A 26,116-nucleotide genomic window follows, 5' to 3' on the forward strand; every position below is an offset into this window, starting at 1 on the left:
GCCCCTGATCAGAAGGTAGGTGGGGTGCAGGCGCTGATGATCACGCTTTCCTCGGGACCGACCTGCCGAAACCTGTGGGGTTTGCTGCTTTGAAAGAAATAGGCATCCCCCGGTCCAAGGATTTTCCGCTGGTCGCCGACCGTCACCTCAACGCGGCCAGAAATCACGATGCCCCCCTCTTCACCTTCATGCTCGTACAACACACGCCCTGTGTCAGCATTCAGCCCATAAGTTTCCTTGAGAATCTGCAGGCTGCGCCCAAATGGATTACCTCCGATCTGCTTGATCGATAGCCGGCCGCTGCCAATCTCGGACAGGTCTTCGGCCGCATAGAACACGGTTTCGTCTGGCTCTTCCGCAAAGGCAAAAAACTCGGATAACCCAATGGGAATCCCTTCTAAAATCCGTTTGAGAGACCCCACCGATGGACTGATTTTTCCCGCTTCCATAAGCGAGATCGTAGCGCTTGCCACACTCACCTTTTTTGCCAGTGCCCGTTGCGACAAGCCCGCCTTGCGGCGCAGTGTTCTTAACCGCTGGCCAAGTTCGGCATTGCCCATATCATCAGAATTTGCCACGATTAAAATCCTTATCGCTGACGTATTACTTTGTTATTTTACAATATGTTGGCGAGATAAAGAAATAGGCTTTCGCCCAAATACTCAACACTTTACGAGGCTGCCATAGCCATGGTACCCGTGCAGGCGCGGTAATGGATCTGTTCTGGAAAGGGAATCCAATGTCGAACAAAGAGTTAAGTGAACGGCGCGACAGTGCGATTGCACGTGGGGTTGGCATGATGACGCAGGTCTATGCCGACCGCGCCGAAAACGCCGAAGTCTGGGATATCGAGGGCAACCGCTATATCGACTTCGCCGCTGGCATTGCCGTGGTCAACACCGGGCATCGCCACCCCAAGGTGATCGAAGCGGTGAAAAAGCAGCTCGACCGTTTCACCCACACCTGCCATCAGGTCATGCCCTACGAGAATTACGTTGGTCTGGCTGAACGCCTGAACACCCGCGTTCCAGGTGAATTCGAGAAAAAAACGATCTTTGTGTCCACCGGCGCAGAAGCGGTTGAAAATGCGGTTAAAATTGCCCGCGCCGCTACGGGGCGCAATGCCATCGTCGCGTTCTCGGGCGCCTTCCACGGTCGTACTTTCATGACCATGTCGATGACCGGCAAGGTATTTCCCTACAAGGCGGGCTTTGGTGCCATGCCGGCCGACGTATTCCACGCGCCGTTCCCGATCGAACTGCATGGGGTTACGGTTGAGCATTCTCTGGGCGAGTTGAACCGCCTGTTCAAGGCCGACGTCGATCCGGCCCGTGTCGCGGCCATTATTCTTGAGCCTGTGCAGGGCGAAGGCGGGTTTTATGAGGCGCCCAAGGCGTTCATGACCGCACTACGCGAGATCTGTGACGAACACGGCATTCTGCTGATCGCCGATGAGGTCCAGACCGGATTTGCCCGGACCGGCAAGGTTTTTGCGATGGAACATCACGATGTCGCGCCGGATCTGACCACAATGGCCAAAGGCCTTGCAGGCGGCTTTCCTCTGGCAGCTGTGACCGGCCGCGCCGAAGTGATGGATGCGGCCAACCCTGGCGGTCTGGGCGGTACCTATGCAGGTAACCCGATTGGGGTGGCTGCGGCCCATGCCGTTCTTGATGTCATCGACGAAGAAGAACTTTGCGATCGCGCCAACTATCTTGGGTCGCGCCTGAAACAGCGGCTGGAAAGCCTGCGCTCGGACATTCCGGAAATTGCCGATATCCGCGGTCCGGGCTTTATGAATGCAGTCGAGTTCAACCTGCCTGCCTCGTCCACGCCGAACCCTGATTTTGCAAACGCAGTCAAGGCCGAGGCGCTGAACCACGGTCTGGTCCTGTTGACCTGCGGCGTTTACGGCAACGTCATCCGCTTCCTGTCGCCGATCACAATTCAGGACGAGATTTTCGCCGAAGCAATGGACATCATCGAGGCGTCGATGCGGACCGTCAGCCAAAAAGCTGCGGCTTAAACTCACTTGCACTAACAAAAATAGCGGCCTTTCGAGGCCGCTATTCTTTTTTCAGATCATGCTAGACGGGCGTTGCTGATTTGCTTTTTGTCGCGCTTTTGGTCTGACGCACGGCTTCTTCCAGAGCTTCTTCGCTGACCTGCGCCTCAGAGCGCACCACGTGCCCGGTGCAGCGTGCAACCATATCCATCCATTCCCCGGCATCTTCGGCAATTCGCTCGACCGAATGACGCTGCCAGTCCGCCATGGCCTGCATCGCCTCGGTCGGATCATTTGCCGAAACGGTTGCTTTCTTTGCAGCATCCATGGCGCTTTTTGTTGCCTCATGCCGGCGGGCGAACCAGTGGCGGGTAAAGGCCTCGGCCTCTTGCAGTAATTTTTCCTGTGCGTCCCAGAATTGCTCAACCTGAGGCTTCACCAGCGGATTTAGCGCCAATGGCGTCCCGGCCATCTTGAGAAGTTCGGGTAACACGGAAGGTACTTGTTTTTCTTTGGTCATTACAGCCTCCAAATCGATAGTTCAAATGCAAACATCAGCCTTTACATGGCACGGTTAGAGGACAGTCGCCTTGACTCTAATCAACACGGTGGCGTTATCGGCCGATTTTCTCAGATCCGTGCCAGCTTCCAGTCGGCGGTGATCCCGGAATCCCGGGCGTAGACACCCACATCGTGCCCCGCAAAAAGCCCGTCGCGTGTGACCAGGACTGATCGCCAGCCCATCGCAGCTGCCCCAAGGATGTCGGTGTGCAATGAGTCGCCGCACATCGCAATCCTGTCCGGCGCCACACCACTAAGGGAGGTCTGCGCCATCTCAAACACCTCGGCAAAGGGTTTTCCAAAAAACCGCACCTCGGCACCGGTCCGGTCGGCAATCTGATGACCATAATATCCCGGTTCCAACGAAAATCCGTCGTCTCGGGGGGCCACCAGGTCGGCATTGGCAATCAGCAGCGGACGAGGATGATTTTCAAGCGATGCCTGCAACAGCAGTTGTCGCCCATCATTCCAGTCGATGCTGGAAAGAAAAAGAAATCCCTCAACGGCGTCATAGTCTTTCGCAGCATCCGCCAACCGCGTCTTGGAATATAGCACATCGTCCAGCTTATCCTCGGGCGCCGCAATCACGCCCCAGTGTCGCCTGTCCAGTGCGCCCAGCGTGGCATCCCGGCTGGTGATGATCTCGTCATCCTCCAGCACCAGCCCCAAACGCCTGAACTTGGCAATAGCGCCGGATTTATCGTAGCTTGCGGCGTTGGTCAGCACCCGGATGGCACATCCAGCCTCACGCAATTCTTGCAGGCGCTGGCCAGCGCCGGGGATCGGAGTTTCACCCACATTCAGCACGCCAAACGCGTCAAACACAAATGCATCGACCTCGTTGACGATATCGTTCAGGCTGTTGATTTCATTCATCGTGCCAAGTGCCTTCATCAAGGGCAGGCGCGGCCGGATTGCCTCGTAGCGTTCAAATATTGCCTGTGTCGTTTTCATGTTTTGCCTGCCTTGTTTGGCCCGGTAAGACCGCTACCCCGCGGGGTCACACTCTGCGTTGATGACCTGCCCGCTGCGGATTGGTACAGGCAGAAAAGATCTCTGTCAAAAAATGTTCGAATGCTCAAAAAATTCAGAGCACTTTACCTAAAGAACCCATAATATTCCCTCCAAAAAAGTACAAATCCTTACGGCGCCCATAAATATTCCGATTTATTATCAGTATATTGAAAAGAATCTCGGGCGAAACCGTCAACCTGAAAGCTCCAACCAGTATTTTTGTTGATTTTTTGCTCACTTGACCATTACCATTTCCTAGGGTGGAGAATCGACCAAATATGACATTGCGAAAAAAACAACGTCGCGATCATATCGTCGCGCTGACACGACAACACAAAAGCGTTTCTGTCGATGAACTGGCAGACATGATGGATGTATCGGCCCAGACCATACGCCGCGATATCAACCACCTTTGTAAGCTCAATGTCCTGCGTCGTCGCCATGGCGGGGCGGAACTGTTTGAGCAGCAATTGAACACCCCTTATGATCAGCGCACCACCACAAACGCCGCTGCCAAACATGCCGTCGCACAAGCCGCTGCCGAGATGATCCCAGATGGGGCAACCGTATTCATTTCCATCGGTACAACCCCGATGATGGTGGCCGAGGCTCTGAGCCGCCGAAAACAGCTGACAGTCATTACCAACAACCTGAATGCCGCCATGGCGCTCAGCCGTGAAACGACCAACCGGATCATTCTTCCGGGGGGCGAACTCCGCCTGCCCGACCGCGATATTCTGGGTGATGAGGTGGCAAAGATGTTTGAAAGTTACCGGGCCGAATTTGGCATCTTTGGCGTGGCCGGTGTGGCGACAGACGGCGGTCTGCTCGATTTTCATGCCTCCGAGGTGGCGGTGCGCGAAAAGATACGGTCAGGCTGCAAGACGTCCATTCTGGTTCTCGACAGTACCAAGTTCGGGCGCGTAGCCCCGGCAGTTGGCGGAAACATCGCGAATGTAGACAGGGTCATTCTGGACAAAGCACCGGACGCCGAATTTGCCCCGTTGCTCACTCAGAACACTGAGCGACTGACACTGGTTGAGGAGGCACTCCAATGACGGCCCCGTTTGTGGTTCTCAAGGATATTGCCAAGCGCTGGAACGGGCAGCTTGGTGTCGAAGGCGTTTCGCTTGAAATTGCCGAAGGGTCGTTCGTGGCCCTTCTGGGCCCGTCGGGCTGCGGCAAATCTACCACCTTGCGATTGCTTTCAGGTCTGGAAATTCCCGACGAGGGACAGATCCTGATTGCCGGGCAGGATGTGACCACCAGCGCCGCCTCGGACCGGAACCTGTCGATGGTATTCCAGTCTTACGCGTTGTTCCCGCACCTGTCGGTCGCTGAAAACGTGATGTTCGGCCTCAAGGTGCGGCGCGTGCCCAAACCCGAGCGGCTGGAAAAACTGCGCCGCGCCCTGGAGATAACCGGCCTGCTTGGATACGAGGCGCGAAAGCCCGGTGAATTGTCCGGTGGTCAGCGCCAAAGGGTTGCCCTGGCCCGTGCCATCGTTGCCGGGAAACCGGTCTGCCTGATGGACGAACCCTTGTCGAACCTTGATGCTAAACTGCGAAATTCAGTGCGCAAGGACATCAAGAAACTTCAACAGGATCTGGGGATCACGGTTGTCTACGTGACCCATGATCAGACCGAAGCGATGAGCATGGCTGATATGGTTGTCCTGATGAAAGACGGCCGCATTCAGCAGGTTGGCACACCCCAACAGCTATATTCTGAACCCGCCAACACCTTTGTTGCCGAGTTTGTCGGCGCCCCCCCGATGGCATTGATTCAGGGCGCGGCCCTGCATGGGATGTCTGACGACCAAACCATCGGTGTCCGTGCCGAACATGTCAGCCTCACCAGCGCCGGCAAGGGCCGCTTGACCTGTCGGGTGACGGATTGTGAGTTTTTGGGGTCGGAAACCTTCATCGGGCTGGCACATGACCACGCTACCGGCCTGACCCTCAAGGCACCGGGGCTGGTCACGATACCTGCTGGCGACGAAATTGAGATCACGTTCGACGATGCCAACCTGCACGCCTTTGACAAGACCGGAAGACGCGTTGCAGTCCATTGAAACAGAAACCAAAAACGCCATGACCCAAAAGCCGGAAAATGGCGCGAATTCAACATCTAACTGGAGGAAATTATGGGTTTTTCTAAAACAACCGGTGCTATCCTGTCCGGCGCGACAGCCATAGGCCTATCACTTTCAGCGGCGGCCAAAGCCGAAACTGAACTGACCATGTACTACCCGATTGCCGTCGGTGGCGCCCTGACCGAAGTGGTCGACGGGATCGTTGCCGATTTCGAGGTGGCCAACCCCGACATCAAGGTCAACGCGATCTATTCAGGCAACTACGATGACACCCGCGTGCGGGCCTTGTCGGCGTTGAATTCAGGCGAGCCCGCACAGCTTGCGGTCATGTTTTCGATCGACGCCTATGACCTGATCGAACAGGACATCATCGTGCCGTTTGACGATGTTGTCACAAGCGATGCCGATAAGGCTTGGCTGAACGGATTTTATCCCGCCCTGATGGCCAACGGCCAGATCGAGGGTAAAACCTGGGGTATTCCGTTCCAGCGGTCCACCATCGTGGCCTATTACAACAAGGACATGTTCCGCGATGCGGGCCTTGACCCTGAAAAGGCTCCAACAACCTGGGACGAGATGATTTCGATGGGCAAGGCGCTGACCAAGGGCGACACCTATGGCATCATGATCCCTTCTACTGGCTATCCCTACTGGATGTTTCAGGCCCTGGCGATCCAGAATGGCAAGGAACTGATGGCGGGCGATGGCCTGACCACCTATTTCGACGATCCCAAAGTGGTGGAAACGCTGGAGTTCTGGCAATCGTTGTCAACCGAACATGACATCATGCCCACCGGCACCGTTGAATGGGGCACCCTGCGTCAGGCGTTTCTTGAAGGTCAGACCGCTATGATGTGGCACTCCACAGGCAACCTGACAGCGGTCAAGAAAAACGCCTCTTTCGACTTTGGCGTCGCCATGCTGCCGGGGAACGAACGGCTGGGCTCGCCCACCGGTGGCGGCAATTTCTACCTCTTCAAGGACACGACCGATGAGGAAAAAGAAGCGGCCATGAAACTGATCCAGTTCATGACATCGCCCGAACAGGCCGCTGCATGGTCCATTGCCACCGGCTATATGGGTGTTTCGCCTGCGGCCTATGAAACCGAAGCGCTCAAATCCTACACGGCCGAATTCCCGCCCGCCCTTGTGGCCCGCAATCAGCTGGAACATGCGGTTGCCGAGTTTTCGACCTTTGAGACTGCCCGGGTGCGCGACGGTCTGAACAACGCCATCCAGTCGGCCCTGACCGGGGCCAAATCCGCTCAGGACGCCCTCAGCGAAGCGCAGGCTTCGGCCAAGCGTCTGCTGGCGGCCTATCAGTAAACCAGAACCGGCACCGGCCTTTCTGGGCCGGTGCCCCCTAATCCAAGGCACGCGGTGATGAGCAAGCACGCAAATCTGGAACGACGCAGGCAGGCCATTTACGGCTGGCTGTTGCTGACGCCTGCCGCGATCCTGCTGTCTACTTTTGCGTTTTACCCGTCTCTGGCCACGTTGTTTTCAAGCCTGTTTTCACGCGGCACCCGGCGCAACCCGGCCGAATTTGTCGGCGGGGAAAACTATTCCGATCTGTTTGCGGATCCCACGTTCTGGCTGGTGGTAAAGAACAATCTTTTCTACGCAGGCATTACCATCCCGGTGTCGATCTTTATCGCGCTTGCCATGGCCCTATGGGCCAATTCCAAAATCTCTGCGCGCGGTTTTGTGCGCACCGCCTATTTCACGCCCACCGTTCTGCCGATGATCGCCGCGGCCAACCTGTGGCTTTTCTTTTACACGCCGGGCCTTGGCGTGCTGGATCAGATCGGTGCGCTTTTTGGCCTGCCGTCGGTCAACTGGCTGGGTCAGCCTGAAACCGCGCTTTGGGCGATCATTATCGTCACCATCTGGAAAGAAGCCGGGTTTTTCATGATCTTCTATCTGGCCGCGTTGCAGACCATCCCGGCCGACCTGAAAGAGGCCGCTGATATCGAAGGCGCCAGCCGCTGGACCTATACCCGACGCATCGTTCTGCCCCTTCTGATGCCCACCACACTTTTCATCATGGTCAATGCGATGATCAACTCGGTCAAGCTGATCGACCATCTGTTCATCCTGACCAAAGGCGGGCCGTCGGATGCGTCAAAACTGATCCTCTATTACATCTGGGAAATGGCCTTTGCGTTCTTTGACGCGCCTCACGCTGCGGCAATGACCATCATGGTCCTGCTGGTGCTGGGCATCGTCGCCGCAATTCAGTTCTTCTACATCGACAAACGGACCCACTACCAATGAGCCGCCTAACCCCATATCTGGATAGCTTTGGCGCGATCCTGCTGGCAGTGATCTGGATTGCGCCCCTGCTTTTTGCCTTCTGGGCGGCGTTTCACTCGACGTCAGATGCAGTCAACTTCACCCTGCTGTCGCCCTGGACACTGGATAATTTCCGCACCGCGTGGGAGGGCGCGCCGTGGCTGCAGTATTTCCTCAATACCTTCCTGCTGGTCACCGTGGTCCTGATCGGTCAGTTCATCCTGACGACATTGGCGGGTTTTGCCTTTGCACAGGTCAAGTTTCCAGGCCGCGATGTTGTATTCATTCTGGTCCTGCTACAGCTGTTCATCCTTCCCGAAGTTCTGATTGTCGAAAACTACGCGATGATCTCGCGTCTTGGGCTGTTTGACACGATTGTTGGCGTCGGCATGCCCTATATGGCCAGTGCCTTTGGCATATTCCTGATGCGGCAAGCCTTTAAATCCGTGCCGATTGAGCTGCACGAGGCCGCCCGCATCGAGGGCTGCAGCTGGTTCGGCATCCTGATCCGGGTTTATGTACCCTTGGCCAAACCCACCTATCTGGCCTATGCGCTGGTCTCGGTTTCAACCCATTGGAACAACTTCCTGTGGCCCCTGATCGTGACAAATTCACCCGACACGCGCCCGCTGACCGTCGGCCTGTCGATCTTTGGCGCGCCGGAAAACGGGGTTGATATCTCGGTGATTTCGGCGGCAACCCTTATGTCAATTGCCCCTCTGCTGATCGCTTTTCTGGTCTTCCAGCGGCAATTCGTTCAGGCCTTCCTGCGCGCTGGCATCAAATAGGCTTTACAAAGTTTGGCACGCATCCTTCAGATCACCGACCCCCATGTCATTGCCCCGCCCGGGCTTGTGTCGGGTCAGTTGAATACCCCCGCGCTGATGGCCGCTGCCATCGATTCCATCCTTGCGGATATGGAAAAATACGGCGTCATCGACGCAGTTCTGGTTACCGGCGACGTTACCGATGATGGCGCACTGGAAAGTTTTGACTGGTTCCGCACCCAGATCGAACGCCTGGAGCTTCCCTATTTTCTGATCCCCGGCAACCATGACCGGCGCGATCTGATGCGGGCCAGTTTTGCCGATCAGGCTTTCATGCCCGAGACCGGGCATATCAACTGGGTGCATGACCTGCCGGATCTGCGGCTTGTGGGGCTGGACACGCTGATACCCGGTCAGGGCAGCGGGATTCTGGATCAGACCACGCTGGAGTTTCTGTCAGAGGCGCTGCGGGGCCGGCCGGATGCCCCCTTCCTGATCGCCATGCACCATCCGCCCTTTGCTTCGGGCATCCGCTTTATGGATGAGTTGGGACTGGCTGGAATTGAAGACTTGCAGCGCATCCTCCACTCTGCCCCAAATACCTGCCGGATCATCTGCGGCCACGTTCACAGCATGATTGTCAGCACGGTCGGGCCCGCCACGGCCATCGCCTGCCCATCGATCTCCAGTCACTTCAAAACAGATTTACGCAATGACGCACCTGTGGGCTTCATGTCCGGCCCTACAGGGTATATGCTACATGACTGGAATGACGGATTTTGCAGTACAGGCATTCCATTATCAAAGGCACAAGGCCCGTTTCCGTTTTAAAACCCGGGGCAGGACAAAGAGCTTTTAGAACAGAGAAACAGTTTCGCCTTTTGGAGACTAAACCTTGCAAGAGCCAAGTGTAATCATGTTCTTCCTGCATATCGCAGGGGCCGCCGCCCTGCTCATCTGGGCGGTGCGTCTGGTCCGCACAGGGGTCGAACGCGCATTTGCCGTCCAACTCAGGCTGTGGCTTCGCCGGTCCGCCAAAAACCGCGCTCTGGCGGCGTTTACCGGCACTACGTCGGCAATGCTGCTGCAAAGCTCGACCGCCGTTGCCATTCTGGTATCCAATTTCGTATCCGCCAAAACCATCGGCATAGCGGGAGGTCTGGCCATTCTGCTGGGGGCTGATGTCGGGTCGGCACTGGTGGCGCAGGTGCTGCTGGTTCGGGCCGAGTTTTTGGTACCGCTGCTGCTTTTGGCGGGAACTGCGATGTTTTTGCGCGCTGAAGAGCGAAAACTGCGCCAGACCGGTCGCATCCTGATCGGGTTAGGGCTGATCTTTGTATCGCTCGACATGATTCGCGCCGCCACCGCGCCAATGATGGATAGCGACAACGTTGTGCATGTGCTGCAATATCTGGGCCGTGATACGCTGACCGCCTTTGCTATTGGTGCCATCTTTGCCTGGCTGGTGCATTCGTCGGTGGCTGCCGTTTTGCTGTTTGTCACGCTGGTGATGCAGGGTGTCATGCCGGTCACCGCAGCAGCGAGCATGGTCCTTGGTGCCAATTTGGGCGGGGCCATGATTGCCTATGCCCTGACTCTTTCAGCCTCGATCAACGCCCGCCGCATGATCGTGTCAAACCTGGTCCTGCGGGGCGGTGGCGCCGCTTTGCTTCTGGTCTGCCTGACATTCTTTGTATCCTCGCTTGACTGGCTGGGATCAACCGGCATGCGGCAAGTCATCAACCTTCATCTGGTGTTCAATTTGGGCCTTGCCCTGATCGCCGTCCCGTTTGCGCCCCTGATCGCACGCATCGCCGAAACCCTGATGACAGCGCCTGCCGACCCCGTCGAGGGATTGGGGCGGATCAGCGCGCTTGATCCAACGGCCCTGGGCACGCCCGAGCGCGCGCTTTCCTGCGCATCGCGCGAACTGATCCGCATGGGAGAAACCGTTGAACAGATGCTGCGCTCGGTCATCTCGATCTACGACAAATGGGATGACACCACGGCCGCCGCCATCCAGTCACAGGACAAGGCGGTGCGCAGAATGCACCATGAAACCAAACTTTACCTAGCCAAGCTAAACCGCGGCGCCCTGGAAGAAGAAGCCAGTCAACGCTCGATGGATCTGTCAACTTCAGCCGCCAATCTGGAGGCTGCCAGCGATATCATCGCACGAAAAATGGTGGGACTTGCCAAACACCTCAATTCAGGCGGCGTGGCCTTTTCCACGCAAGGCTGGGAAGAGATTTGCGATTTTCATGACAGGGTCCTGGCCAACACGCAACTGGCGCTGGATGTCATCATCACCCAGAATCCCGAAACAGCCCGCGAACTGGTAGCCGCCAAAGAAAGAGTTCGTGCCGTCGAAACACTGCTGCAGCAACAGCATCTGGGCCGCCTGCAAAAAGGCATGGTCGAAAGTATCGAGACCAGTAACATTCACCAAGATACGTTGCGCGCGCTGAAACAGGCCAACGCCTTTGTTGCGATGATCGCCCACCCTATCCTGTCAGACACCGGTGACCTGCTGTCCAGCCGACTGACCGACGAACCCGCGACCGAGGGCTGAACGCAGACGTCTTATTTCAATGCAGTGATGGTCAGTTTGCCATTGATCCGGTCAGCGGCAAACGTCACCGGCTTGCCCGGCTGCAATCTGCGCAGCATCGACGGGTCGGCCACGCGAAACGATGTGGTCATCGCGGGCATGTCCAGATTGGTCAGCGCCTCGTGACTGATCGTTACCAGCCCGCCTTCGGGTTTGATCTTTTTGACCATCCCTTTTGTAAAGGCCTGCTGCGCCAGCGTACCGGTCGCCGTCGCCACGACAAGCGCGACCATAAGTGCCGCAGATCTGATCCGTTTCATAAGACGTCTCCTGTCGTCAGCTATCCTGCCCGGATACATTCAAAAACCAACGGCGCAATTGGGCGGTAAGCTCAAGCGCGTCATAGTACATTTCGGCCAGCGCTTCTACTGCTTTACAAAAAGGCTTTGCGCTGCGCCATAATCAGCACAGCATCGGCCACGTCTTTCGCTGCAGGCGCCAATCGTGCTTGTCACATCCTGCGCCGCCGCTTAGCGTCGCGCTGCCAACAGCGGCAGGGCGGCGTTCGGGCCGGGACGGGATACAATATTTCATGCCAAGTGATACGCCTTCTCTGACGATTGCCGCACCGCGTAATTTTCATGCGGCGCTTCTTGCACTTGTCTCGACTGCCATCCTCAGCTTTGTCGACAATTTCGTACAGCCCGTATCGCAAGAGGCAGGGCTTTGGCAATTTCATGTATTCCGAACGCTGATTGCCGTGCCTCTTTTACTGATCTGGGCGACGGTGTTTGGCTTCAATTTCAGACCCCGCACACCGAGATTTCTGATATTGCGTAGCGTCACGGTTGGCATCGGCCTGATGATCTATTTTGCCTCTCTGGGCGTGTTGCCCGTGGCGCAGGCCGGTGCGGGCATCTTTAGTGCACCCATCTGGGTGTTGCTGTTTTCGGCGTTGATCTTCGCCAATCGGATCACGTTTTTTCAGTTTCTTGCCGTGGTCTGCGGATTTGCCGGGGTGTTGATGCTGTTGCAGCCCGATCTGGCCAACCTAACGGCACTTTCCTTCCTGCCGCTGGCTGCCGGGGCGTTTTATGCGCTTGGCACATTGATCACCCGCCACCTGTGTGGTGCCGAAAACGCACTGACCCTGACGCTTGGAATCTTTACCACGATGGGCGCGGCCAGCGCGGTGATTTTGCTGTGCGTTACCCTCTGGCCCAACGAATCTCAGGGGTTTGTCACCCGCGGATGGGAAACGCCAACCGCGCGTTTTCTCTACCTCACCCTCATACAGGCCGTTGGCGCGATGATCGCCGTGTCCTGCATCGCGCAGGCCTACCGTATCGGAACACCTTCGTTCATTGCGGTTTTCGAATACTCATTTCTGGTCTTCGCCAGCCTCTGGTCCTACCTGCTGTGGGGGACGACAACCAACACGCTGGCCCTTGCAGGTATCGCGGTTATCTTCGCCTCAGCTATTACCCTCTCGCTGATGAAACGCGCAGAGGTACCATAGCTAACCTGCCGCCTTTTCCAGCTCTTCCTGCAAAATAGGCGCCGCCAGCGTCATCGAATGGATCCCCATGATCGAGGTCAGCTGGATCACTTCCATGATCTCTTCCTTGGTGGCGCCTTCGCGCAGCGCGTTCTGAATATGCCGCCGCACGCCGGGCGCCCAAAGGTGGGTCGTGGCGGCGTTGATAGCGATAAAGATCAGCTCTTTGTATTTCTGCGGCAGCGGCCCCTGTTTCTGCGGCACGGCCCGAAACGCCAGAAACGCCTCAAGGTAATCCGGGTCCATTTCCTCCATCAGGTCCCACATCGGGTTCCAGTCGTCGGTCTGTTTTTGCGCCTCGGTCGCGGGATAGGTCTTTTTGGTCATGATGCTTCTTTCATTTCAGTTCCGGCGCGGCGATCCTTAACCACCGTGATCCGGATCATGCAGCGATAGGCGGGCAGATAATCGGCTACGGCCTAATGCATGGTGCAACGGTTGTTCCACATCGCCAGATCGCCTGCGCGCCAACGCCAGCGGATCTGATCCTCGGGCTTGTTCATGTGGTTCGCCAGCCATGTTTTCAGCGCATTAGCCTCATTGGTGGGAAGGCCCGGAATATGAGTCACAAAGGCCTCGTTGAAATTCAGATGCTTGCGAGCCGTCACAGGATGTGTGTCTATGAGCGGGCGAATATTATGCCCGAACCGTGCCATTCCATCGTTCAGTGGCTTGGGGGTGATGTCAGTGCCACGCAAAAAGATCACCTGATGCTCAAGCAGCGCATTATACAGACTATCGGCCACAACGCCGGTCAGCTTGGTTAGGTCCACCCCGCTGATTTCAGCCCCGATAGCCGGTGTAATCCCGTGCGCTTTCATTTTCACCCTCCGCGGTGTTTGAAACTGTCACGGCGGAAAGAATATAGCGCCGCCGGATCAACCATGACGTCAATAACCGCAGGCTTGCCACAGTCCAGTGCCGCCTCGATCGCCTCGGCCATACCCGTCAGCGTATCCGCGCGATACCCTTTGGCGCCATAAAGCTCGGCCAGCTTGTCAAATGGCGGGCTGGAAATATCGGCACCGATATAGCGCTCGCCAAAGAAGTCACGCTGATAGGCTTTTTCGGCCCCCCAACAGCGATTGTTCATCACCACCGTCACCGTATTGATCCCGTAGTCGACAGCCGTGGATAGTTCCGAAACGGTCATGCCAAACCCGCCATCCCCCATCAGCGAGATGATCGGGCGCTCAGGCGCGGCCAGTTTCAGGCCCAGCCCGCAGGCGAAGGAAAAGCCGACCAGCCCGAAATCAAGCGGCGTGAACAGGCTTTTGGGTTGCCAGTAATTCAGCGCATCGGTGGCCTGCAGGCACAACGTGCCCGCATCCATTGTCACGGCTGCATTTTTCGGCATCACATCGCGCAGCGTCTTGAACAAGCCCGAGGGATGGATCGGCATCGCCTCTACCTGCGCATCCGCGTCGCGTTGGGCAAGATAGGCCTGCCTTTCAGCCTGAAAGGATTTCGTCCAGGCCTCGGCCTTGTGGCGCGCCGTAATCTTCGCCACAGCCCCGCGCAGCTGACCAGCCGCCGTGGGCGCATCAGCCCATATCCCAATCTCAACCGGGAAGTACCGGCCAATCGCGGTGGGCTCCAGTTCGACATGGATGATCTTGGCGTCTCGGTTGATGTTGTCATAGGTATAAAAGGTAGCGTTAAACCCGACGCGTGTGCCCAGCGCCAGAATTACATCGGCCTCTTTCACCAGACGTGACGCTACAACATTGCCCCGTGGCCCCATCTGACCCGCGTTCAGCGGATGACCGAAAGGCACCGCATCGCCGTGTCCCGGAGATGTGACAACCGGACAATTCAGTGCTTCGGCCAGTGCCATACACTGATCAGCACCGCCGGTATTCTTGATCCCGCCACCGGCGATGATCACCGGGCGGCTTGCCCCGGCCAGCAAAGCCGCTGCGCGGTCAATCTCACCCTGTGCCCCCGCCGGGGCAGCGCAGGGGCGATAGGCGCCGGGTTTCTGGAAATCATCGAATTCGGCTTGCGCCGACAACACATCCCGCGGCAGATTAAGCTGCACCGGGCCACGGCGTGGGGCCATCGCCTCGCGATAAGCTTCGCGCAGCATTTCGGGCACACGATCGGCACTTGTAGCGGTCCAGGTCTTCTTGGTGATCGGTTTGAATAGCGCGTCCTGATCCACCTCCTGAAAGGCGTCGCGATAGCGGTGCCCGCTGGCCAATGCCCCGGCGATACTGACAACTGGCGAATAGGCCGCCTTGGCTTGTGCCAGACCGGTCACAAGGTTGGTGGCCCCCGGCCCGTTCTGCCCGGCCAGGATCACCCCTGCCTGCCCGCTCATCCGGGCAAACCCATCAGCCATATGCGTGCCGGTACGCTCGTCATGCACGCCGATGAAATTGATATCCTTCGCATCATAAAGCGCGTCGAACATTTCCATCGTGGCCGAGCCGATCAGACCAAACACATGGCTTGTCCCCTCGGCCCGTATCGCTTCAATTGCGGCCTGCCCGCCTGTCATCTTTTTCATATCGCATTTTCCCTCAAATTCTTCAGTGTCCTGTCGCCGCCCGGGCCTGACCCGGGGCCTCCCGACTGGCTAAGACGTCCCGGCTCAGGGCCGGGACGGGTTGTTCTGTAGTTTCCGGCTCAGAAATTCCTTTACCGGTTCGGCAAACAGGTCTGGCCTTTCTATCAGCCCCAGATGCTGCAATTCCGGCAGGATGATAACCTCTGACCCTTCGATCTCGGAGGCAATCGCATGGCTCATTTCTGGTGGCTGGCCGCTGTCTTTTTCGCAGGTCATGATCAGCGTGGGATGCGTGATCGGCGGCTCTGGCCGGATCAGTTCCACCACCCCTGCCGCCAATACAAACCGGTGCAGCGCATAATTCTCGTGGTGATTGGCCATCACCACCTTGCGGATTTCAGCCACCTTATCGGCATGATCGCGGCGAAACCCTTCGGTGAACCACCGGGCCAGCGTGGCATCAATCGTGGCCCCCGGCCCGCCAGCACTGGTATCGCGCGCACGTTCCTCGACCAGCTTTTGCTGTTCCTGCCCACGTTCATGCGGTGAATTGAGGATACACAGCGCCGATACCCGATCAGGATGATCCATCGCCACGCGCCGGTTGATCATGCCACCCAGCGAAAACCCCACCAGGGCGGCCTGCTCGATTCCTAACTCATCCATCAGCGTGATCAGCTGTTCACTCAGCACTGTCAGGCTGGGTGTCTGCGTCGGCAAAGCCGTCTCACCGTGGCCACAAAGATCATAATTCAGAACCCGGAACTTTTCCGCCAGAATCGGTACGATGTCGGCATAGGTACTGCCGCGCGACATGCCCAATCCGTGAATAAGCGCCACCACCGGAGCCCCTTCGGGCCCCGACAGTTCATAGGCGGTACCTGCCTTGCTTATCGGCATCTAAACCCCCGCCGGGTTATCAACGTCGCGGCCCATCTCTTTCAGATCGGCATAGCGGTCCCCGATCCGGTGGTTGGGATGCCCGCCAATCGAGGCGCCCAGCGCCATGATAATCTCATCATCCGCAGGTGCATCGGGGACGCAGGTATGGATTGTCTGATAATGCGAGCGGCGCCCGCCATCGTCCTTGTCCATCAGCGGGATCATCAGCGACGTGCCCGCAGCCCCCCGGGTGTTGGAAAACACCAGATACGACTTGGCATTGACCGCGTCGCGGTACTGGTTGCCGAACCACAATGTATGGGTCAGGGCCTGCGCGTGCTCCACTTCACCGCCCATGCCCACGACCGAGGCCTTGCCATAGCCTTCAACCGTGCCGCCGGTTTCCTTAAGGATCATCTCGGTCAGCAATTTGCCCAGAACCGGGCCGTGCTCTTTCACCTCGGGGCTTAAATCTTCTACATGACCAAGGCCAAACCACGGATTACGGATGATCGCCATGGCGGTGACCATTTTGGTGGGCTCGGCCACCTCTTTCCAACCTTCCTTAAAGGTTGTCTGAACCAGCGTCAGCGTACGACGAATTTCAACCGGCATTTACAAGTTCCTTCTCAGAAAATTCAGGCAGAACCTGATCAATAAACAGTTTCAACGAGCGTTTCTGCTGGTCCATGTCCATGCCCATCGAGGCATAGTAAATAAACCCGTCCACACCGATGCCTTCATACATCTTCAGTTTTTCGACCACCTGTCCGGGTGAGCCGAACATCAGGTTCTGTTCCAGCATTTCCGGGTCGACTCGCGCATTACCCTCAAGACTGTCCAGCGGGACCTGCTCGGGGAAACCGTTGATCACCTCGCCCGATTTCATCATCAGATTGCCGAACTGGCTGAGCTGTACGCGGATCGCATCCATTGCCGCCTTGCGGTCGACCTCATTGTCATAGATGGCCGTGTGCCGCATCAGCGCCCAGCGGCCATCGTATTTGCCACCGTTTTTGGCAATCGCATCGTCCAGCCGCGCGCGATAGGTTTCGGCCTCGGAAAACGGCATGGTCAGCGGCCAGCTCATGATATTGCAACCGTGCTCTACCGCGTAATCAAATGTGATCGGCGCGCGGGCGGCAACCCAGACGGGTACGTCTTTCTGAACCGGTTTGGGGCACGAGGTGGCACTGGGGAACTGCCAGAACTCGCCGTTATGCTCGTAATCGCCTTCCCAGAGTTTTTGCACCACCGGCAGCATTTCCTGCATGTAGCGCCAGCTGTCGCGCTGATCCAGACCCGGCTTCATCCGATCAAACTCTCGCTGGTAAGCGCCTGATCCAATGCCGAATTCCAGCCGCCCGTCGCTGGTAAGGTCCAGAAACGCCGCCTCACCCGCAAGATCAATCGGGTGCCAGTAGGCCGCGTTCACCACGCCCACACCCAGACGGATGTTTTTGGCGTGCTCGCCCCACCATGTCAGGATCTGAAACGGATTGGGTGCAATCGTCATCTCCATCGCATGATGCTCGGCGGCCCACGCAATCTCAAACCCTGCGGCATCGGCCATCTTGACCATTTCCAACGTATGATCGCGCACCTCCTTCATATCTACGGAAGGGGTCATTCGCTCCAGATTGATTGCCAGTTGGAATTTCATTTCATGATCGCTTTCTTGCTCAGTTAAAGTTGGTTGGAAGCTCTTGCCATCGTCCCTGCATACCAGGCGGCAAAGGCGGCAACGTTGGGTTCCAGCAGGGGCTGAAACCGCCCCTGTCGCGCATCCGGGCAGGATAGTCCGCGATGTTGATTTACCAGCGCAGGAATGTCTTCGGCCAGCGCCGCATCCAGCCGGTCGTGATAGGCGCCCACGCGCGACGCGGCTTCTGACAGCTCCAGCGTTTCGGGTGGGAAACAGGCGGTTTGCACCACATGGCATTGGTCCGGCCCCAGCGGATAGGCCTCATAAACCCACAGCGCATCCGTGCCTGCCGCGAAGGTCATATTGGGGAAAACCCAAGTGTATCGTACCCCCTGCGCTGCGTGCCCGACCAGGCCCGGCATCGGCGGCAAAGCCCGGTCCTGCTGGGTCTGCAACAGTCCTCCGGTGCCCACGGTCTTGCCAAACTGGCTGGCATAGGCCCCTGTCGTGACTGTTGCCGCATCAGGAAGGGAGTACACATTGTCAATTGAATCGCGGTGCACGAATGGCAGATGATAATATTCGTTAAAGACCTCCAGAAAAGCCTTCCAGTTGCAATCGACCGTCACCTCCCGCCGCCGGGTCGACACCAGAGTTTCCATCGGCCAGGGTGCATGCACCCTGGCAAAATCGCCCAACACGACATCCAGCTCGGGCGCCGCCTTATCCAGACAGACAAAAGCAAAGCCCAGCCGTTCCTCGGCGCGGTACCGGATCAGATTAAAATCCTCGCGGCAAAACCCTGCCGCCTCTTCCATTTTCGGGGCCGCCGCCAATCTGCCGTCCAGATGATAGGCCCAGGCGTGAAACGGGCACTTGAAGCCCCGGCAATTCCCCGCCCCTTCGGCCAGACGTGCGCCGCGGTGCCTGCAGCTATTGGCCAGCGCCTGCAACTGCCCTTCTTTGTCACGCACCAGCAGTACCGCCTGCCCGGCCACATCCAACGTAACAAAATCGCCTGGCGCCTTCACCATATCTGCACGCCCCACACCCAACCAGGATCTGCGAAAGACGGCCTGTTCTTCGGCTTCGGCCATCTCAGGCACCACGTAACATTCCGGCGGGATGGAAAATGCCTGGTTCACCTCGGCTCGGCATTTTTCCAACCCTTCCAGCAACGATGGTGAAAGCTTCATTTGCATGAACCCGTTCCTCAACGCGCTACAAACTGGCTGCCCAATGGTTCGGAGGATGTGTTCATCCAAACTGTCTTGGGCCGCGTATAGTCGTAAATCGCCTGGAACCCGCTTTCGCGGCCATAACCCGAATTCTTCATGCCGCCAAACTCGGCAATGGGCGAGACGGCACGATAGGTGTTGACCCAGACAATGCCCGCCCGGACACTGCGAGACATCCGCAAAGCGCGCGCGCTGTCGCGGGTAAAGATGCCTGCGGCCAGCCCGTGTTCGGTGTCATTGGCAAGGCGCAACGCCTCTTCTTCGGTTTTGAAACGCAGCACGCTAAGTACGGGACCGAAAAGTTCGGTATCGACGATTTCCAGATCAGGTGAGGGGCAATCAATGATCGTGGGCTCATAGAACATGTCACTGCCCTGCCCCGCCGCGCGCTTGCCACCGCATAAAACCTTACCGCCCTGCTCTACCGCCTTGGCCACCTGCCGTTCGATATTTTCAAGCTGACCGTATGTGCACAACGGACCCATTTCGGTTTCATCCAGCATAGGGTCACCGATTTTGGCTTCATTAGCGATTTTCACCATCCGAGCCAGAAATTCATCGGCAATATCTTCGTGCACGATCAGGCGCGACCCCGCGACACATGATTGCCCTGATGCGGCAAAGATACCCGAGACCGAGCCATTGACCGCGCTTTCAACATCCGCATCGTCAAACACGATAAACGGGGATTTCCCGCCCAGCTCCAGCGAAACCTCGGCAAAATTATTCGTGGAATTCACCAGAATATGCTTTGCCGCCACTGGGCCGCCAGTAAACGAAATCCGCGCCACCAGCGGGTGCGATGTCAGGACCTTACCGCAGGGGTCGGCGTGCCCGGTTACGATATTTATCACCCCATCGGGAATGCCTGCCTCGGCAAATAAGCGGCCAAATTCCAGTATAACCGCCGGGGCAAACTCGGATGTTTTAAGAACAACAGTATTCCCAGCCGCCAGCGCCGGGCCGATTTTGACTGCCGTCAGAAACATCTGGCTGTTCCACGGCACGACGGCGGCAATCACGCCCAAAGGCTCGCGTTCGGTAAACACAAACATGTCGGGCTTGTCGATCGGGAGGGTTTCACCATGCACCTTGTCGGCGGCCCCCGCATAGAAATGCAGAAACTCTGCAATGTATTTCGACTGCCACTTGGTTTCTTTCAACATCTTGCCGGTATCGCGGGTCTCGACTTCGCCAAAATACTCGGACCGTTCTGCCAGCAGATCAGCCAGGCGACGCAGGCAATGTCCCCGCTGCGTGGCGGTCATCGCGGCCCAGGGCCCCTCGTAACAGGCGGCGTGCGCCGCGCGCACTGCCCGGTCTATATCCTCGGCTGTGGCTTCAGGCACAGTTGCCCAGTCTTCTCCGGTTGCTGGGTTTGCTGTGGTGAACCTGCCACCATCACCGGCATCCACCCATTCCCCGGCAATCAGCATCTGATAGGTCTTCATTCGCATCCCTCCTTATTCGGCCGCACAGGTCGCCGCCTGCGGTACGACCCGATGATAACTGCCAACACGATACGCCAGCGGGGGCATCTGCCCGTCCCACACCTCTTTGACATGACCGATCACAATCAGATGGCTGCCGGAACGGACATGCTGCTGCACATCGCAGCCGAAACACGTCGCCCCGTCGATCATCGGCGCGGTCCCGGCCTCGCCATAGCACTCGATCCCCGAAAACCGGTCGCTGAACCTGGCATCATGGCGTCCGGCAAAGCGGTCGGCAATCTCGGGGCTGTTTTCCGACAGGACATTGACACAGAACCTGCCGTTTTCTGTTACTGCCCGGGCAATCCGGCTATCTGCGTATAGGCAGACCAGCACTGTCGGTGGATCGGCTGAAACCGATGAAAAAGCACTGACAGTCGCACCAAATCGGCCCGCGGTGCCGTCGGTTGTGACAACCGTGACCGAAGACGCAACCGTGCGCATCGCCGAGACAAACCGATCACGCGGCACAAGGCCGTCATTTTCCCTGAACATAGCTGAACCCCCTGTTCGCATTTTAAAGAAGGTGGTGCTGAAAGCTGGCACATATTTTCACTTCTTGAAAACGAATTGTTTTGCTACATAAATGCAAAAAACTCGAATTGAGTGCGGCGTCATGAATATCACTTCCCTGCAAACCTTTCTGGCTATCGTCGATACCGGCAGCCTTGTACGGGCTTCGGCCAAGATGAACGTGACCCAATCTACGGTCACCGCGCGCCTTAAAACGCTGGAGGAAGAACTGGGTCAGGTCCTTCTGAACCGGCAGAAATCCGGCACGACCCTGACACCTACGGGCACCAAGCTTTTGCGGTATGCGCGGGTCATGACCGGTATTTGGCGCCAGGCAAAACATGCAACTGCCCTTCCTGCCGGACTGGATTCGATCTGTACCTTCGGTTGTGACCGCGAACTTTGGCATGGTCCCGGACGCGCGTTTTTCAACAGGCTTATTTCCGATCATCCCGAAATGGCCGTCTCGGTGCATCAGGGCAGCTTTCGCGATCTCGGAACCTGGCTGGACGAAGGCATGGTCGACGTCATTCTGACTTACGATTCCGGGGGGCGTGGCAACCAGACAGTTTACCCTCTGCCACCAGAAGAGCTGGTTCTGTATTCAAACCGGCCGGACACGCCGATCGACGCGGACCCGCTTTACATCTTTGTAAACCACGGCGCCGAGTACCGACGCCAGCACGATGAAGCCTATCACAATGCCGGGGTGGAACGGATCAGTTTCGACAGTTCATGGTGGGCCTTGCAATGCATGCTCGACCGCGGCGGCTCGGCCTATCTGCCGCGGGCGCTTGCACAGCCGTATGTTGATGACGGCAAGATTTACGTCCTGGACATTGCACCCGTCTTTACCCGCAAAAAGAACCTGATCGTCAACGACATGGCTTCCAAAAACTGGGGCTGGTTCCAGCCCCTGGTCAATGAGCTTTGTCAGAAGGTGAGACTGTAATCACAAGTCGCGAGACCGTCATTGCAGAGAACCCGAACTCTATTTTTCGTAAATTTGAAAAAACCGCACGTTTTGTGCATAAAGTTTCACTTTTCAAAAATATTGTGGTTTGAAAGACTGATTACACCGTAAAATCCGGTTATACTGGGCCGTCATGAAACAGGAGGTAAAGTCGATCCGACGAAGTGCCAAACGGATTTCTGGAAAGATCTGGCACTATAAGAGGAATAATTTTGGCCCTATCTCTTCAACGACCCAACACACACTGTGCAACAAAAACCAAAAGCCCGAAAATGGGCGCCCAACAAGGAGATATCTAAAAATGAAGAAACTCACAGCGCTTGCAACCGGAACCATGATGGCATTTGCCGCTCCGGTAATGGCCGCAGACATCGTAATCGGCGTGCCCAACTGGCCATCGGTCAACGCAACCGCACACATCCTGAAGGCAGCAATCGAACAGAATCTCGGTTTTGAAGTTGAACTGCAGAACGGCACCAACCCGATCGTATTCGAAGCGATGGACAGCGGAGCCATGCATGTCCACCCCGAGGTCTGGATGCCCAACCAGCAAAACCTGCACGACACTTTCGTCAAGGAAAAAGGCACTGTCGTCATGAACCCCAACGGGGTTGAGGCATTCCAGGGCATGTGCGTCGATAAAGCCAGCGCCGACAAACACGGCATCACTTCAATCGATGATCTGTCCAATCCGGACATCGCCGCCCTTTTCGACACCAATGGCGACGGCCAGGGCGAGGCATGGATCGGTGCCCCGGGCTGGGCCTCGACCAATGTCGAGCGTATCCGCGCCAAATCCTATGGCTATGACCAGACACTGGAACTGACCCAGTCGGACGAAACCATCGCCTATGCCAACCTTGCCAACGCGATCAAGGCGGGCGAGCCATGGCTGGGTTTCTGCTACACACCCCACTATGTCTTTGCCCTGCATGACATGCAAATTCTGGAAGAGCCGCCTTACGACGCGGCCAAGTGGAACGTAAAGCAACCCACCGACGATCCCAACTGGCTGGAAGTTTCCGAAGCCGGCGTTGCCTGGGATCTGGCCTACCTGCACATTCACTATGCGAAATCGCTTGAAAACGACTTCCCCGCCGTGGCCAGCATGCTCAGCAAGGTAAACTTCGACACCAAAGCTGTGTCCGATATGACCTTTGCTGTGGTGATCGACAAAAAAGATCCGGCCGCCTATGCCGACGAGTGGATTGCGGCACACGAAGATCAGGTTCTTGGCTGGTTCGCAGAATGATCTGCACTGCACTAGCTTAAAATCATCATAGGGCCGCCGGGCATTTCCGGCGGTCTTTTGCTCAGTGAAGGGGAGATCATGAGCGAAACCGTAGTCAGCCTGAAAGACGTCTGGAAAATCTTCGGCGCCCGCGCCGACGAGGCGATGCAGGCAGTGAAAAACGAAGGCATCGGAAAGCCCGAGGTGCTGGAACGCTTTCAATGCGTTGTGGGTGTTCAAGGCGCCACATTCGATGTTCCACGGGGTGAGATCTTTTGCATCATGGGCCTGTCCGGATCGGGCAAATCCACCCTGGTGCGCCACATCAACCGCCTGATCGAACCTACTGCAGGCACAATCGAAATTCTGGGCCGTGATGTGTCATCGATGAGCGCATCTGAGCTACGCCGCGTTCGGGCTCAGCAGATCGGCATGGTGTTTCAGCACATGGCGCTGATGCCACACCGATCGGTCCGCGACAATGTCGCCTACCCACTGGAAATCAGGAAGGTTTCCAAATCCAAACGCTGGGCCGTATCCGATCATGCGTTGGGTCTGGTCGACCTGACAGGCTACGAAGATCGTCTTCCAAAAGAGCTCTCAGGCGGCATGCAACAACGCGTTGGTATTGCCCGCGCGCTGGCGTCCGACCCCGAGATTTTGCTGATGGACGAGCCCTTCTCGGCGCTTGACCCTCTTATCCGCCTGCAATTGCAGGACCAGTTCAAGGCGCTTGTCGCCCAACTTAAGAAAACCACGCTTTTCATCACCCATGATCTGGACGAGGCCATCCGCATCGGCCATCGCATCGCAATCATGAAAGACGGCGTAATCGTACAGATCGGCACCCCAGAGGACATCGTGATGAACCCCGCCGACGATTACGTGCGCGAATTCGTTCAGGGCATCTCCAAACTGAAACTGGTCAAGGCCCATTCGATCATGCAGCCGCTTGGCAGTTACAAGGGCTCGCTGGAAGGCGCGCCGCGCGCCGATGAAGGCGCTGATCTGGATCAGTTGATTGATCTGGCTGTCGGCAGCGAACAACCGGTGGTCATCACCGAAAACGGAAACGATGTAGGCATCGTGACCAAACCGCGCCTGCTGCGCGGCATTCAGGGGGGCAAAGATGAGTGATCCAACGTCCGAGATGAAAGTTACCGCCGCCTCGGATATCGAGGTCGACCGCGACGCGCTTGATGCCTCTATCAAGAATTTCGCTGGCGATAGCGGCGGCTATTACGCGGGGGTCTTCCACAAGATCCACGATGCCACCGGTCTATTACCCACCACCTTCAATTTGTGGGCAGCCCTGCTTGGGCCGCTCTGGTCTGCGTCCCGCGCTGTCTGGGGCATGTTCTGGACTTTCCTCATTCTCGAGGTCATCGCCTGGGTTCAGATTGGCCGTGGCTGGTGGGGTAACCCTGGCTCGGATATGGCTGACCGCGCCCAGCGCCAGCTGGACCGAGCACAGGAATTTCTCGACAAAGCGGCCGCCGCAACGGCATCCGGCGAAGATCCGGAACGCTTTAACAAATTGGCCGAAAACATCACCAAAGCTGCCAATGATAGCCTTGCCAAGGCAGACGCTGCCCAGTCGCAGGCATTTGGCATCATGCTGACCGGCCTTGCCCTGCTTGTATTTTTCAAACTGATACAGGGGTTTTATGCCAATACTGCCTATGAAAAGCAGTATTCCCGCTGGCGGATTGACCCGGATAGCACCGAAAGCGGTCGCAGCATGCGCAACATTGCTTTGGGGGCCATTCTTGTGGCTGCGATTGCGCCATTGATCGTATTCCGGTTCACCATCAGCTCTTCGATCCCGATGCTCGATACCTTTCCCGAGGATCAGGCTTCAGCACTATTTCTGGGCAACGGATCCGCAAACCTGTTCACAAGCGTGGCCAACTGGCTGAATGCCGTGATCGACTCGGCCGTGACCGCCTGGAGCGATGTTACACGGGGTATCATCGTATTTGTAAAAACTGTTCTTGACGGTCTGCAACTTGCTCTCAGCGGCTCGCCTTGGCCCGTGGTGATGCTAGTCATCTGCGTTACCGCATGGCGCGCTGCAGGTCCCCGCGTGGCCATCTTTACGGCTGCCTCGCTCGCCTATATCGCGCTTTTCGGCTACTGGGAGCTGGCAATGGAAACCGTGGCACTTGTCGGGGCTGCGGTGCTGATCAGCGTAGCAATCGGCATTCCGTTAGGCATCTGGTTTGGCAAATCCAAACGTGCCTACAAAATCGCCGAACCGGTTCTGGACCTGATGCAGACCCTGCCCGCCTTTGTCTACCTGATCCCGATCATTGCGTTTTTCGGCACCGGCAACCCGCCGGGCATTCTGGCGACGATCATCTTTGGCATGCCGCCGGTCATTCGCCTGACCGCCCTTGGCATGCGCGGCGTTCCTGAAAGCATCAAAGAGGCTGCCGTGGCCTTTGGCGCGTCGCGCTTTCAACTGCTCAAGGATGTCGAGGTGCCGCTGGCGTTGCCGTCGATCATGGCCGGCGTCAACCAGACCATCCTGATGTGCCTGTCGATGGTGGTGATCATCTCGCTTATTGGCGGCGGTGGCCTTGGCAAGGTTATCCTTGAGGCACTGCAATATGCCGCCAAAGGCGAGGGCCTGCTGGGTGGCTTTGCCATCCTCTTCTGCGCCATGGTCATCGACCGTATTGTACAAGGCGCCTTTCGCCGAAAAGATCAGACAGACTGATTTCCCGACCGGCCCGGGCAATTCGCCCTGGGCCGGTCGCAAACCTTGCAAAATCCACATG

The 26,116-nt window shown here is 57.2% G+C and carries 26 protein-coding genes; 13 read left to right on the plus strand and 13 right to left on the minus strand.

The window, feature by feature from the left end:
• Positions 1-8 precede the first annotated feature (8 nt).
• Positions 9-560, minus strand: a complete 552-nt coding sequence (locus tag PEL8287_RS14200; RefSeq protein ID WP_085893088.1) for a cupin domain-containing protein — start codon at positions 558-560, stop codon at positions 9-11.
• 179 nt (positions 561-739) lie between these two features.
• Here PEL8287_RS14200 and PEL8287_RS14205 point away from each other — a divergent pair, with 179 nt between their 5' ends.
• Positions 740-2,026, plus strand: a complete 1,287-nt coding sequence (locus PEL8287_RS14205) for a 4-aminobutyrate--2-oxoglutarate transaminase (protein ID WP_085893089.1) — start codon at positions 740-742, stop codon at positions 2,024-2,026.
• 61 nt (positions 2,027-2,087) lie between these two features.
• Here PEL8287_RS14205 and PEL8287_RS14210 read toward each other — a convergent pair whose 3' ends face one another.
• Positions 2,088-2,525, minus strand: coding sequence for a phasin family protein (locus tag PEL8287_RS14210; RefSeq protein ID WP_085893090.1), 438 nt, complete (start codon positions 2,523-2,525; stop codon positions 2,088-2,090).
• A gap of 110 nt (positions 2,526-2,635) precedes the next feature.
• The gene (locus tag PEL8287_RS14215) at positions 2,636-3,520 is read right to left on the minus strand and encodes an HAD-IIA family hydrolase (protein WP_085893091.1); all 885 of its coding nucleotides are present in this window, start codon (positions 3,518-3,520) and stop codon (positions 2,636-2,638) included.
• Positions 3,521-3,858: 338 nt separating this feature from the next.
• Here PEL8287_RS14215 and PEL8287_RS14220 point away from each other — a divergent pair, with 338 nt between their 5' ends.
• From PEL8287_RS14220 to PEL8287_RS14250, 7 genes are all read left to right on the plus strand, one after another.
• A complete protein-coding gene (locus PEL8287_RS14220) occupies positions 3,859-4,638 on the plus strand; it encodes a DeoR/GlpR family DNA-binding transcription regulator (RefSeq protein WP_085893092.1) in 780 nt (259 codons plus the stop codon).
• On the plus strand, positions 4,635-5,654 hold the full coding sequence (locus PEL8287_RS14225) for an ABC transporter ATP-binding protein (protein WP_085893093.1): 1,020 nt from the start codon (positions 4,635-4,637) through the stop codon (positions 5,652-5,654). The genes PEL8287_RS14220 and PEL8287_RS14225 overlap by 4 nt, the downstream gene beginning before the upstream one ends.
• A gap of 72 nt (positions 5,655-5,726) precedes the next feature.
• On the plus strand, positions 5,727-7,001 hold the full coding sequence (locus PEL8287_RS14230) for an ABC transporter substrate-binding protein (RefSeq protein ID WP_085893094.1): 1,275 nt from the start codon (positions 5,727-5,729) through the stop codon (positions 6,999-7,001).
• 57 nt (positions 7,002-7,058) lie between these two features.
• A complete protein-coding gene (locus tag PEL8287_RS14235) occupies positions 7,059-7,952 on the plus strand; it encodes a carbohydrate ABC transporter permease (protein ID WP_085893095.1) in 894 nt (297 codons plus the stop codon).
• Positions 7,949-8,758 (plus strand): carbohydrate ABC transporter permease, encoded by an 810-nt coding sequence (locus tag PEL8287_RS14240; protein ID WP_085893096.1) that lies wholly within the window; start codon positions 7,949-7,951, stop codon positions 8,756-8,758. Before PEL8287_RS14235 ends, PEL8287_RS14240 begins: the two co-directional genes overlap by 4 nt.
• A gap of 12 nt (positions 8,759-8,770) precedes the next feature.
• The gene (locus tag PEL8287_RS14245; RefSeq protein WP_085893097.1) at positions 8,771-9,568 is read left to right on the plus strand and encodes a phosphodiesterase; all 798 of its coding nucleotides are present in this window, start codon (positions 8,771-8,773) and stop codon (positions 9,566-9,568) included.
• 64 nt (positions 9,569-9,632) lie between these two features.
• Positions 9,633-11,309, plus strand: coding sequence for a Na/Pi cotransporter family protein (locus PEL8287_RS14250; RefSeq protein WP_176228655.1), 1,677 nt, complete (start codon positions 9,633-9,635; stop codon positions 11,307-11,309).
• A gap of 11 nt (positions 11,310-11,320) precedes the next feature.
• Here PEL8287_RS14250 and PEL8287_RS14255 read toward each other — a convergent pair whose 3' ends face one another.
• A complete protein-coding gene (locus PEL8287_RS14255; RefSeq protein ID WP_085893099.1) occupies positions 11,321-11,608 on the minus strand; it encodes a copper-binding protein in 288 nt (95 codons plus the stop codon).
• A gap of 272 nt (positions 11,609-11,880) precedes the next feature.
• On the opposite strand from PEL8287_RS14255, the gene PEL8287_RS14260 reads away from it, so the two are divergent.
• Positions 11,881-12,807, plus strand: coding sequence for a DMT family transporter (locus tag PEL8287_RS14260; protein WP_085893100.1), 927 nt, complete (start codon positions 11,881-11,883; stop codon positions 12,805-12,807).
• Here PEL8287_RS14260 and PEL8287_RS14265 read toward each other — a convergent pair whose 3' ends face one another.
• From PEL8287_RS14265 to PEL8287_RS14305, 9 genes are all read right to left on the minus strand, one after another.
• A complete protein-coding gene (locus tag PEL8287_RS14265) occupies positions 12,808-13,173 on the minus strand; it encodes a carboxymuconolactone decarboxylase family protein (protein ID WP_085893101.1) in 366 nt (121 codons plus the stop codon).
• 92 nt (positions 13,174-13,265) lie between these two features.
• Entirely contained in the window at positions 13,266-13,667 is a 402-nt protein-coding gene (locus PEL8287_RS14270; protein WP_176228656.1) for a TauD/TfdA family dioxygenase, read from the minus strand.
• Between the two features lie 2 nt (positions 13,668-13,669).
• Positions 13,670-15,358 carry a thiamine pyrophosphate-binding protein gene (locus PEL8287_RS14275; RefSeq protein WP_085893102.1) on the minus strand — a complete coding sequence of 563 codons (1,689 nt, stop codon included), beginning with the start codon at positions 15,356-15,358 and terminating at the stop codon, positions 13,670-13,672.
• An 84-nt stretch (positions 15,359-15,442) separates the two neighbouring features.
• The gene (locus PEL8287_RS14280) at positions 15,443-16,258 is read right to left on the minus strand and encodes an alpha/beta fold hydrolase (RefSeq protein WP_085893103.1); all 816 of its coding nucleotides are present in this window, start codon (positions 16,256-16,258) and stop codon (positions 15,443-15,445) included.
• Complete coding sequence (locus tag PEL8287_RS14285; protein WP_085893104.1) at positions 16,259-16,855, minus strand: amino acid synthesis family protein; 597 nt, start codon at positions 16,853-16,855, stop codon at positions 16,259-16,261.
• A complete protein-coding gene (locus PEL8287_RS14290) occupies positions 16,845-17,903 on the minus strand; it encodes an LLM class flavin-dependent oxidoreductase (RefSeq protein ID WP_085893105.1) in 1,059 nt (352 codons plus the stop codon). The genes PEL8287_RS14285 and PEL8287_RS14290 overlap by 11 nt, the downstream gene beginning before the upstream one ends.
• Before the next feature lie 23 nt (positions 17,904-17,926).
• Positions 17,927-19,087: an aromatic ring-hydroxylating oxygenase subunit alpha gene (locus tag PEL8287_RS14295; RefSeq protein WP_085893106.1), complete on the minus strand. Its 1,161-nt coding sequence runs from the start codon at positions 19,085-19,087 to the stop codon at positions 17,927-17,929.
• Positions 19,088-19,098: 11 nt separating this feature from the next.
• The gene (locus PEL8287_RS14300; RefSeq protein ID WP_139837816.1) at positions 19,099-20,574 is read right to left on the minus strand and encodes an aldehyde dehydrogenase; all 1,476 of its coding nucleotides are present in this window, start codon (positions 20,572-20,574) and stop codon (positions 19,099-19,101) included.
• A 12-nt stretch (positions 20,575-20,586) separates the two neighbouring features.
• Positions 20,587-21,111: a flavin reductase family protein gene (locus tag PEL8287_RS14305; RefSeq protein ID WP_085893108.1), complete on the minus strand. Its 525-nt coding sequence runs from the start codon at positions 21,109-21,111 to the stop codon at positions 20,587-20,589.
• Between the two features lie 121 nt (positions 21,112-21,232).
• On the opposite strand from PEL8287_RS14305, the gene PEL8287_RS14310 reads away from it, so the two are divergent.
• The 4 genes from PEL8287_RS14310 to PEL8287_RS14325 all read left to right on the plus strand — a co-directional run bounded on the left by PEL8287_RS14310 (position 21,233) and on the right by PEL8287_RS14325 (position 26,055).
• On the plus strand, positions 21,233-22,081 hold the full coding sequence (locus PEL8287_RS14310; protein WP_085893109.1) for a LysR family transcriptional regulator: 849 nt from the start codon (positions 21,233-21,235) through the stop codon (positions 22,079-22,081).
• A 322-nt stretch (positions 22,082-22,403) separates the two neighbouring features.
• The gene (locus PEL8287_RS14315; protein ID WP_085893110.1) at positions 22,404-23,354 is read left to right on the plus strand and encodes an ABC transporter substrate-binding protein; all 951 of its coding nucleotides are present in this window, start codon (positions 22,404-22,406) and stop codon (positions 23,352-23,354) included.
• Positions 23,355-23,432: 78 nt separating this feature from the next.
• Entirely contained in the window at positions 23,433-24,470 is a 1,038-nt protein-coding gene (locus PEL8287_RS14320; protein ID WP_085893111.1) for a quaternary amine ABC transporter ATP-binding protein, read from the plus strand.
• On the plus strand, positions 24,463-26,055 hold the full coding sequence (locus PEL8287_RS14325) for an ABC transporter permease (protein ID WP_085893112.1): 1,593 nt from the start codon (positions 24,463-24,465) through the stop codon (positions 26,053-26,055). Before PEL8287_RS14320 ends, PEL8287_RS14325 begins: the two co-directional genes overlap by 8 nt.
• The last annotated feature ends 61 nt before the right edge of the window (positions 26,056-26,116 follow it).

The sequence above is a fragment of the Roseovarius litorisediminis genome (genome assembly GCF_900172295.1).
GTDB lineage: Bacteria > Pseudomonadota > Alphaproteobacteria > Rhodobacterales > Rhodobacteraceae > Roseovarius > Roseovarius litorisediminis.

Coding starts and splice junctions, on each gene's coding strand:
- PEL8287_RS14200 (WP_085893088.1), bottom strand. CDS start 560: ATGGGCAATGCCGAACTTGGCCAGCGGTTAAGAACACTGCGCCGCAAG.
- PEL8287_RS14205 (WP_085893089.1), top strand. CDS start 740: ATGTCGAACAAAGAGTTAAGTGAACGGCGCGACAGTGCGATTGCACGT.
- PEL8287_RS14210 (WP_085893090.1), bottom strand. CDS start 2,525: ATGACCAAAGAAAAACAAGTACCTTCCGTGTTACCCGAACTTCTCAAG.
- PEL8287_RS14215 (WP_085893091.1), bottom strand. CDS start 3,520: ATGAAAACGACACAGGCAATATTTGAACGCTACGAGGCAATCCGGCCG.
- PEL8287_RS14220 (WP_085893092.1), top strand. CDS start 3,859: ATGACATTGCGAAAAAAACAACGTCGCGATCATATCGTCGCGCTGACA.
- PEL8287_RS14225 (WP_085893093.1), top strand. CDS start 4,635: ATGACGGCCCCGTTTGTGGTTCTCAAGGATATTGCCAAGCGCTGGAAC.
- PEL8287_RS14230 (WP_085893094.1), top strand. CDS start 5,727: ATGGGTTTTTCTAAAACAACCGGTGCTATCCTGTCCGGCGCGACAGCC.
- PEL8287_RS14235 (WP_085893095.1), top strand. CDS start 7,059: ATGAGCAAGCACGCAAATCTGGAACGACGCAGGCAGGCCATTTACGGC.
- PEL8287_RS14240 (WP_085893096.1), top strand. CDS start 7,949: ATGAGCCGCCTAACCCCATATCTGGATAGCTTTGGCGCGATCCTGCTG.
- PEL8287_RS14255 (WP_085893099.1), bottom strand. CDS start 11,608: ATGAAACGGATCAGATCTGCGGCACTTATGGTCGCGCTTGTCGTGGCG.
- PEL8287_RS14260 (WP_085893100.1), top strand. CDS start 11,881: ATGCCAAGTGATACGCCTTCTCTGACGATTGCCGCACCGCGTAATTTT.
- PEL8287_RS14265 (WP_085893101.1), bottom strand. CDS start 13,173: ATGACCAAAAAGACCTATCCCGCGACCGAGGCGCAAAAACAGACCGAC.
- PEL8287_RS14270 (WP_176228656.1), bottom strand. CDS start 13,667: ATGAAAGCGCACGGGATTACACCGGCTATCGGGGCTGAAATCAGCGGG.
- PEL8287_RS14275 (WP_085893102.1), bottom strand. CDS start 15,358: ATGAAAAAGATGACAGGCGGGCAGGCCGCAATTGAAGCGATACGGGCC.
- PEL8287_RS14280 (WP_085893103.1), bottom strand. CDS start 16,258: ATGCCGATAAGCAAGGCAGGTACCGCCTATGAACTGTCGGGGCCCGAA.
- PEL8287_RS14285 (WP_085893104.1), bottom strand. CDS start 16,855: ATGCCGGTTGAAATTCGTCGTACGCTGACGCTGGTTCAGACAACCTTT.
- PEL8287_RS14290 (WP_085893105.1), bottom strand. CDS start 17,903: ATGAAATTCCAACTGGCAATCAATCTGGAGCGAATGACCCCTTCCGTA.
- PEL8287_RS14295 (WP_085893106.1), bottom strand. CDS start 19,087: ATGCAAATGAAGCTTTCACCATCGTTGCTGGAAGGGTTGGAAAAATGC.
- PEL8287_RS14300 (WP_139837816.1), bottom strand. CDS start 20,574: ATGAAGACCTATCAGATGCTGATTGCCGGGGAATGGGTGGATGCCGGT.
- PEL8287_RS14305 (WP_085893108.1), bottom strand. CDS start 21,111: ATGTTCAGGGAAAATGACGGCCTTGTGCCGCGTGATCGGTTTGTCTCG.
- PEL8287_RS14310 (WP_085893109.1), top strand. CDS start 21,233: ATGAATATCACTTCCCTGCAAACCTTTCTGGCTATCGTCGATACCGGC.
- PEL8287_RS14315 (WP_085893110.1), top strand. CDS start 22,404: ATGAAGAAACTCACAGCGCTTGCAACCGGAACCATGATGGCATTTGCC.
- PEL8287_RS14320 (WP_085893111.1), top strand. CDS start 23,433: ATGAGCGAAACCGTAGTCAGCCTGAAAGACGTCTGGAAAATCTTCGGC.
- PEL8287_RS14325 (WP_085893112.1), top strand. CDS start 24,463: ATGAGTGATCCAACGTCCGAGATGAAAGTTACCGCCGCCTCGGATATC.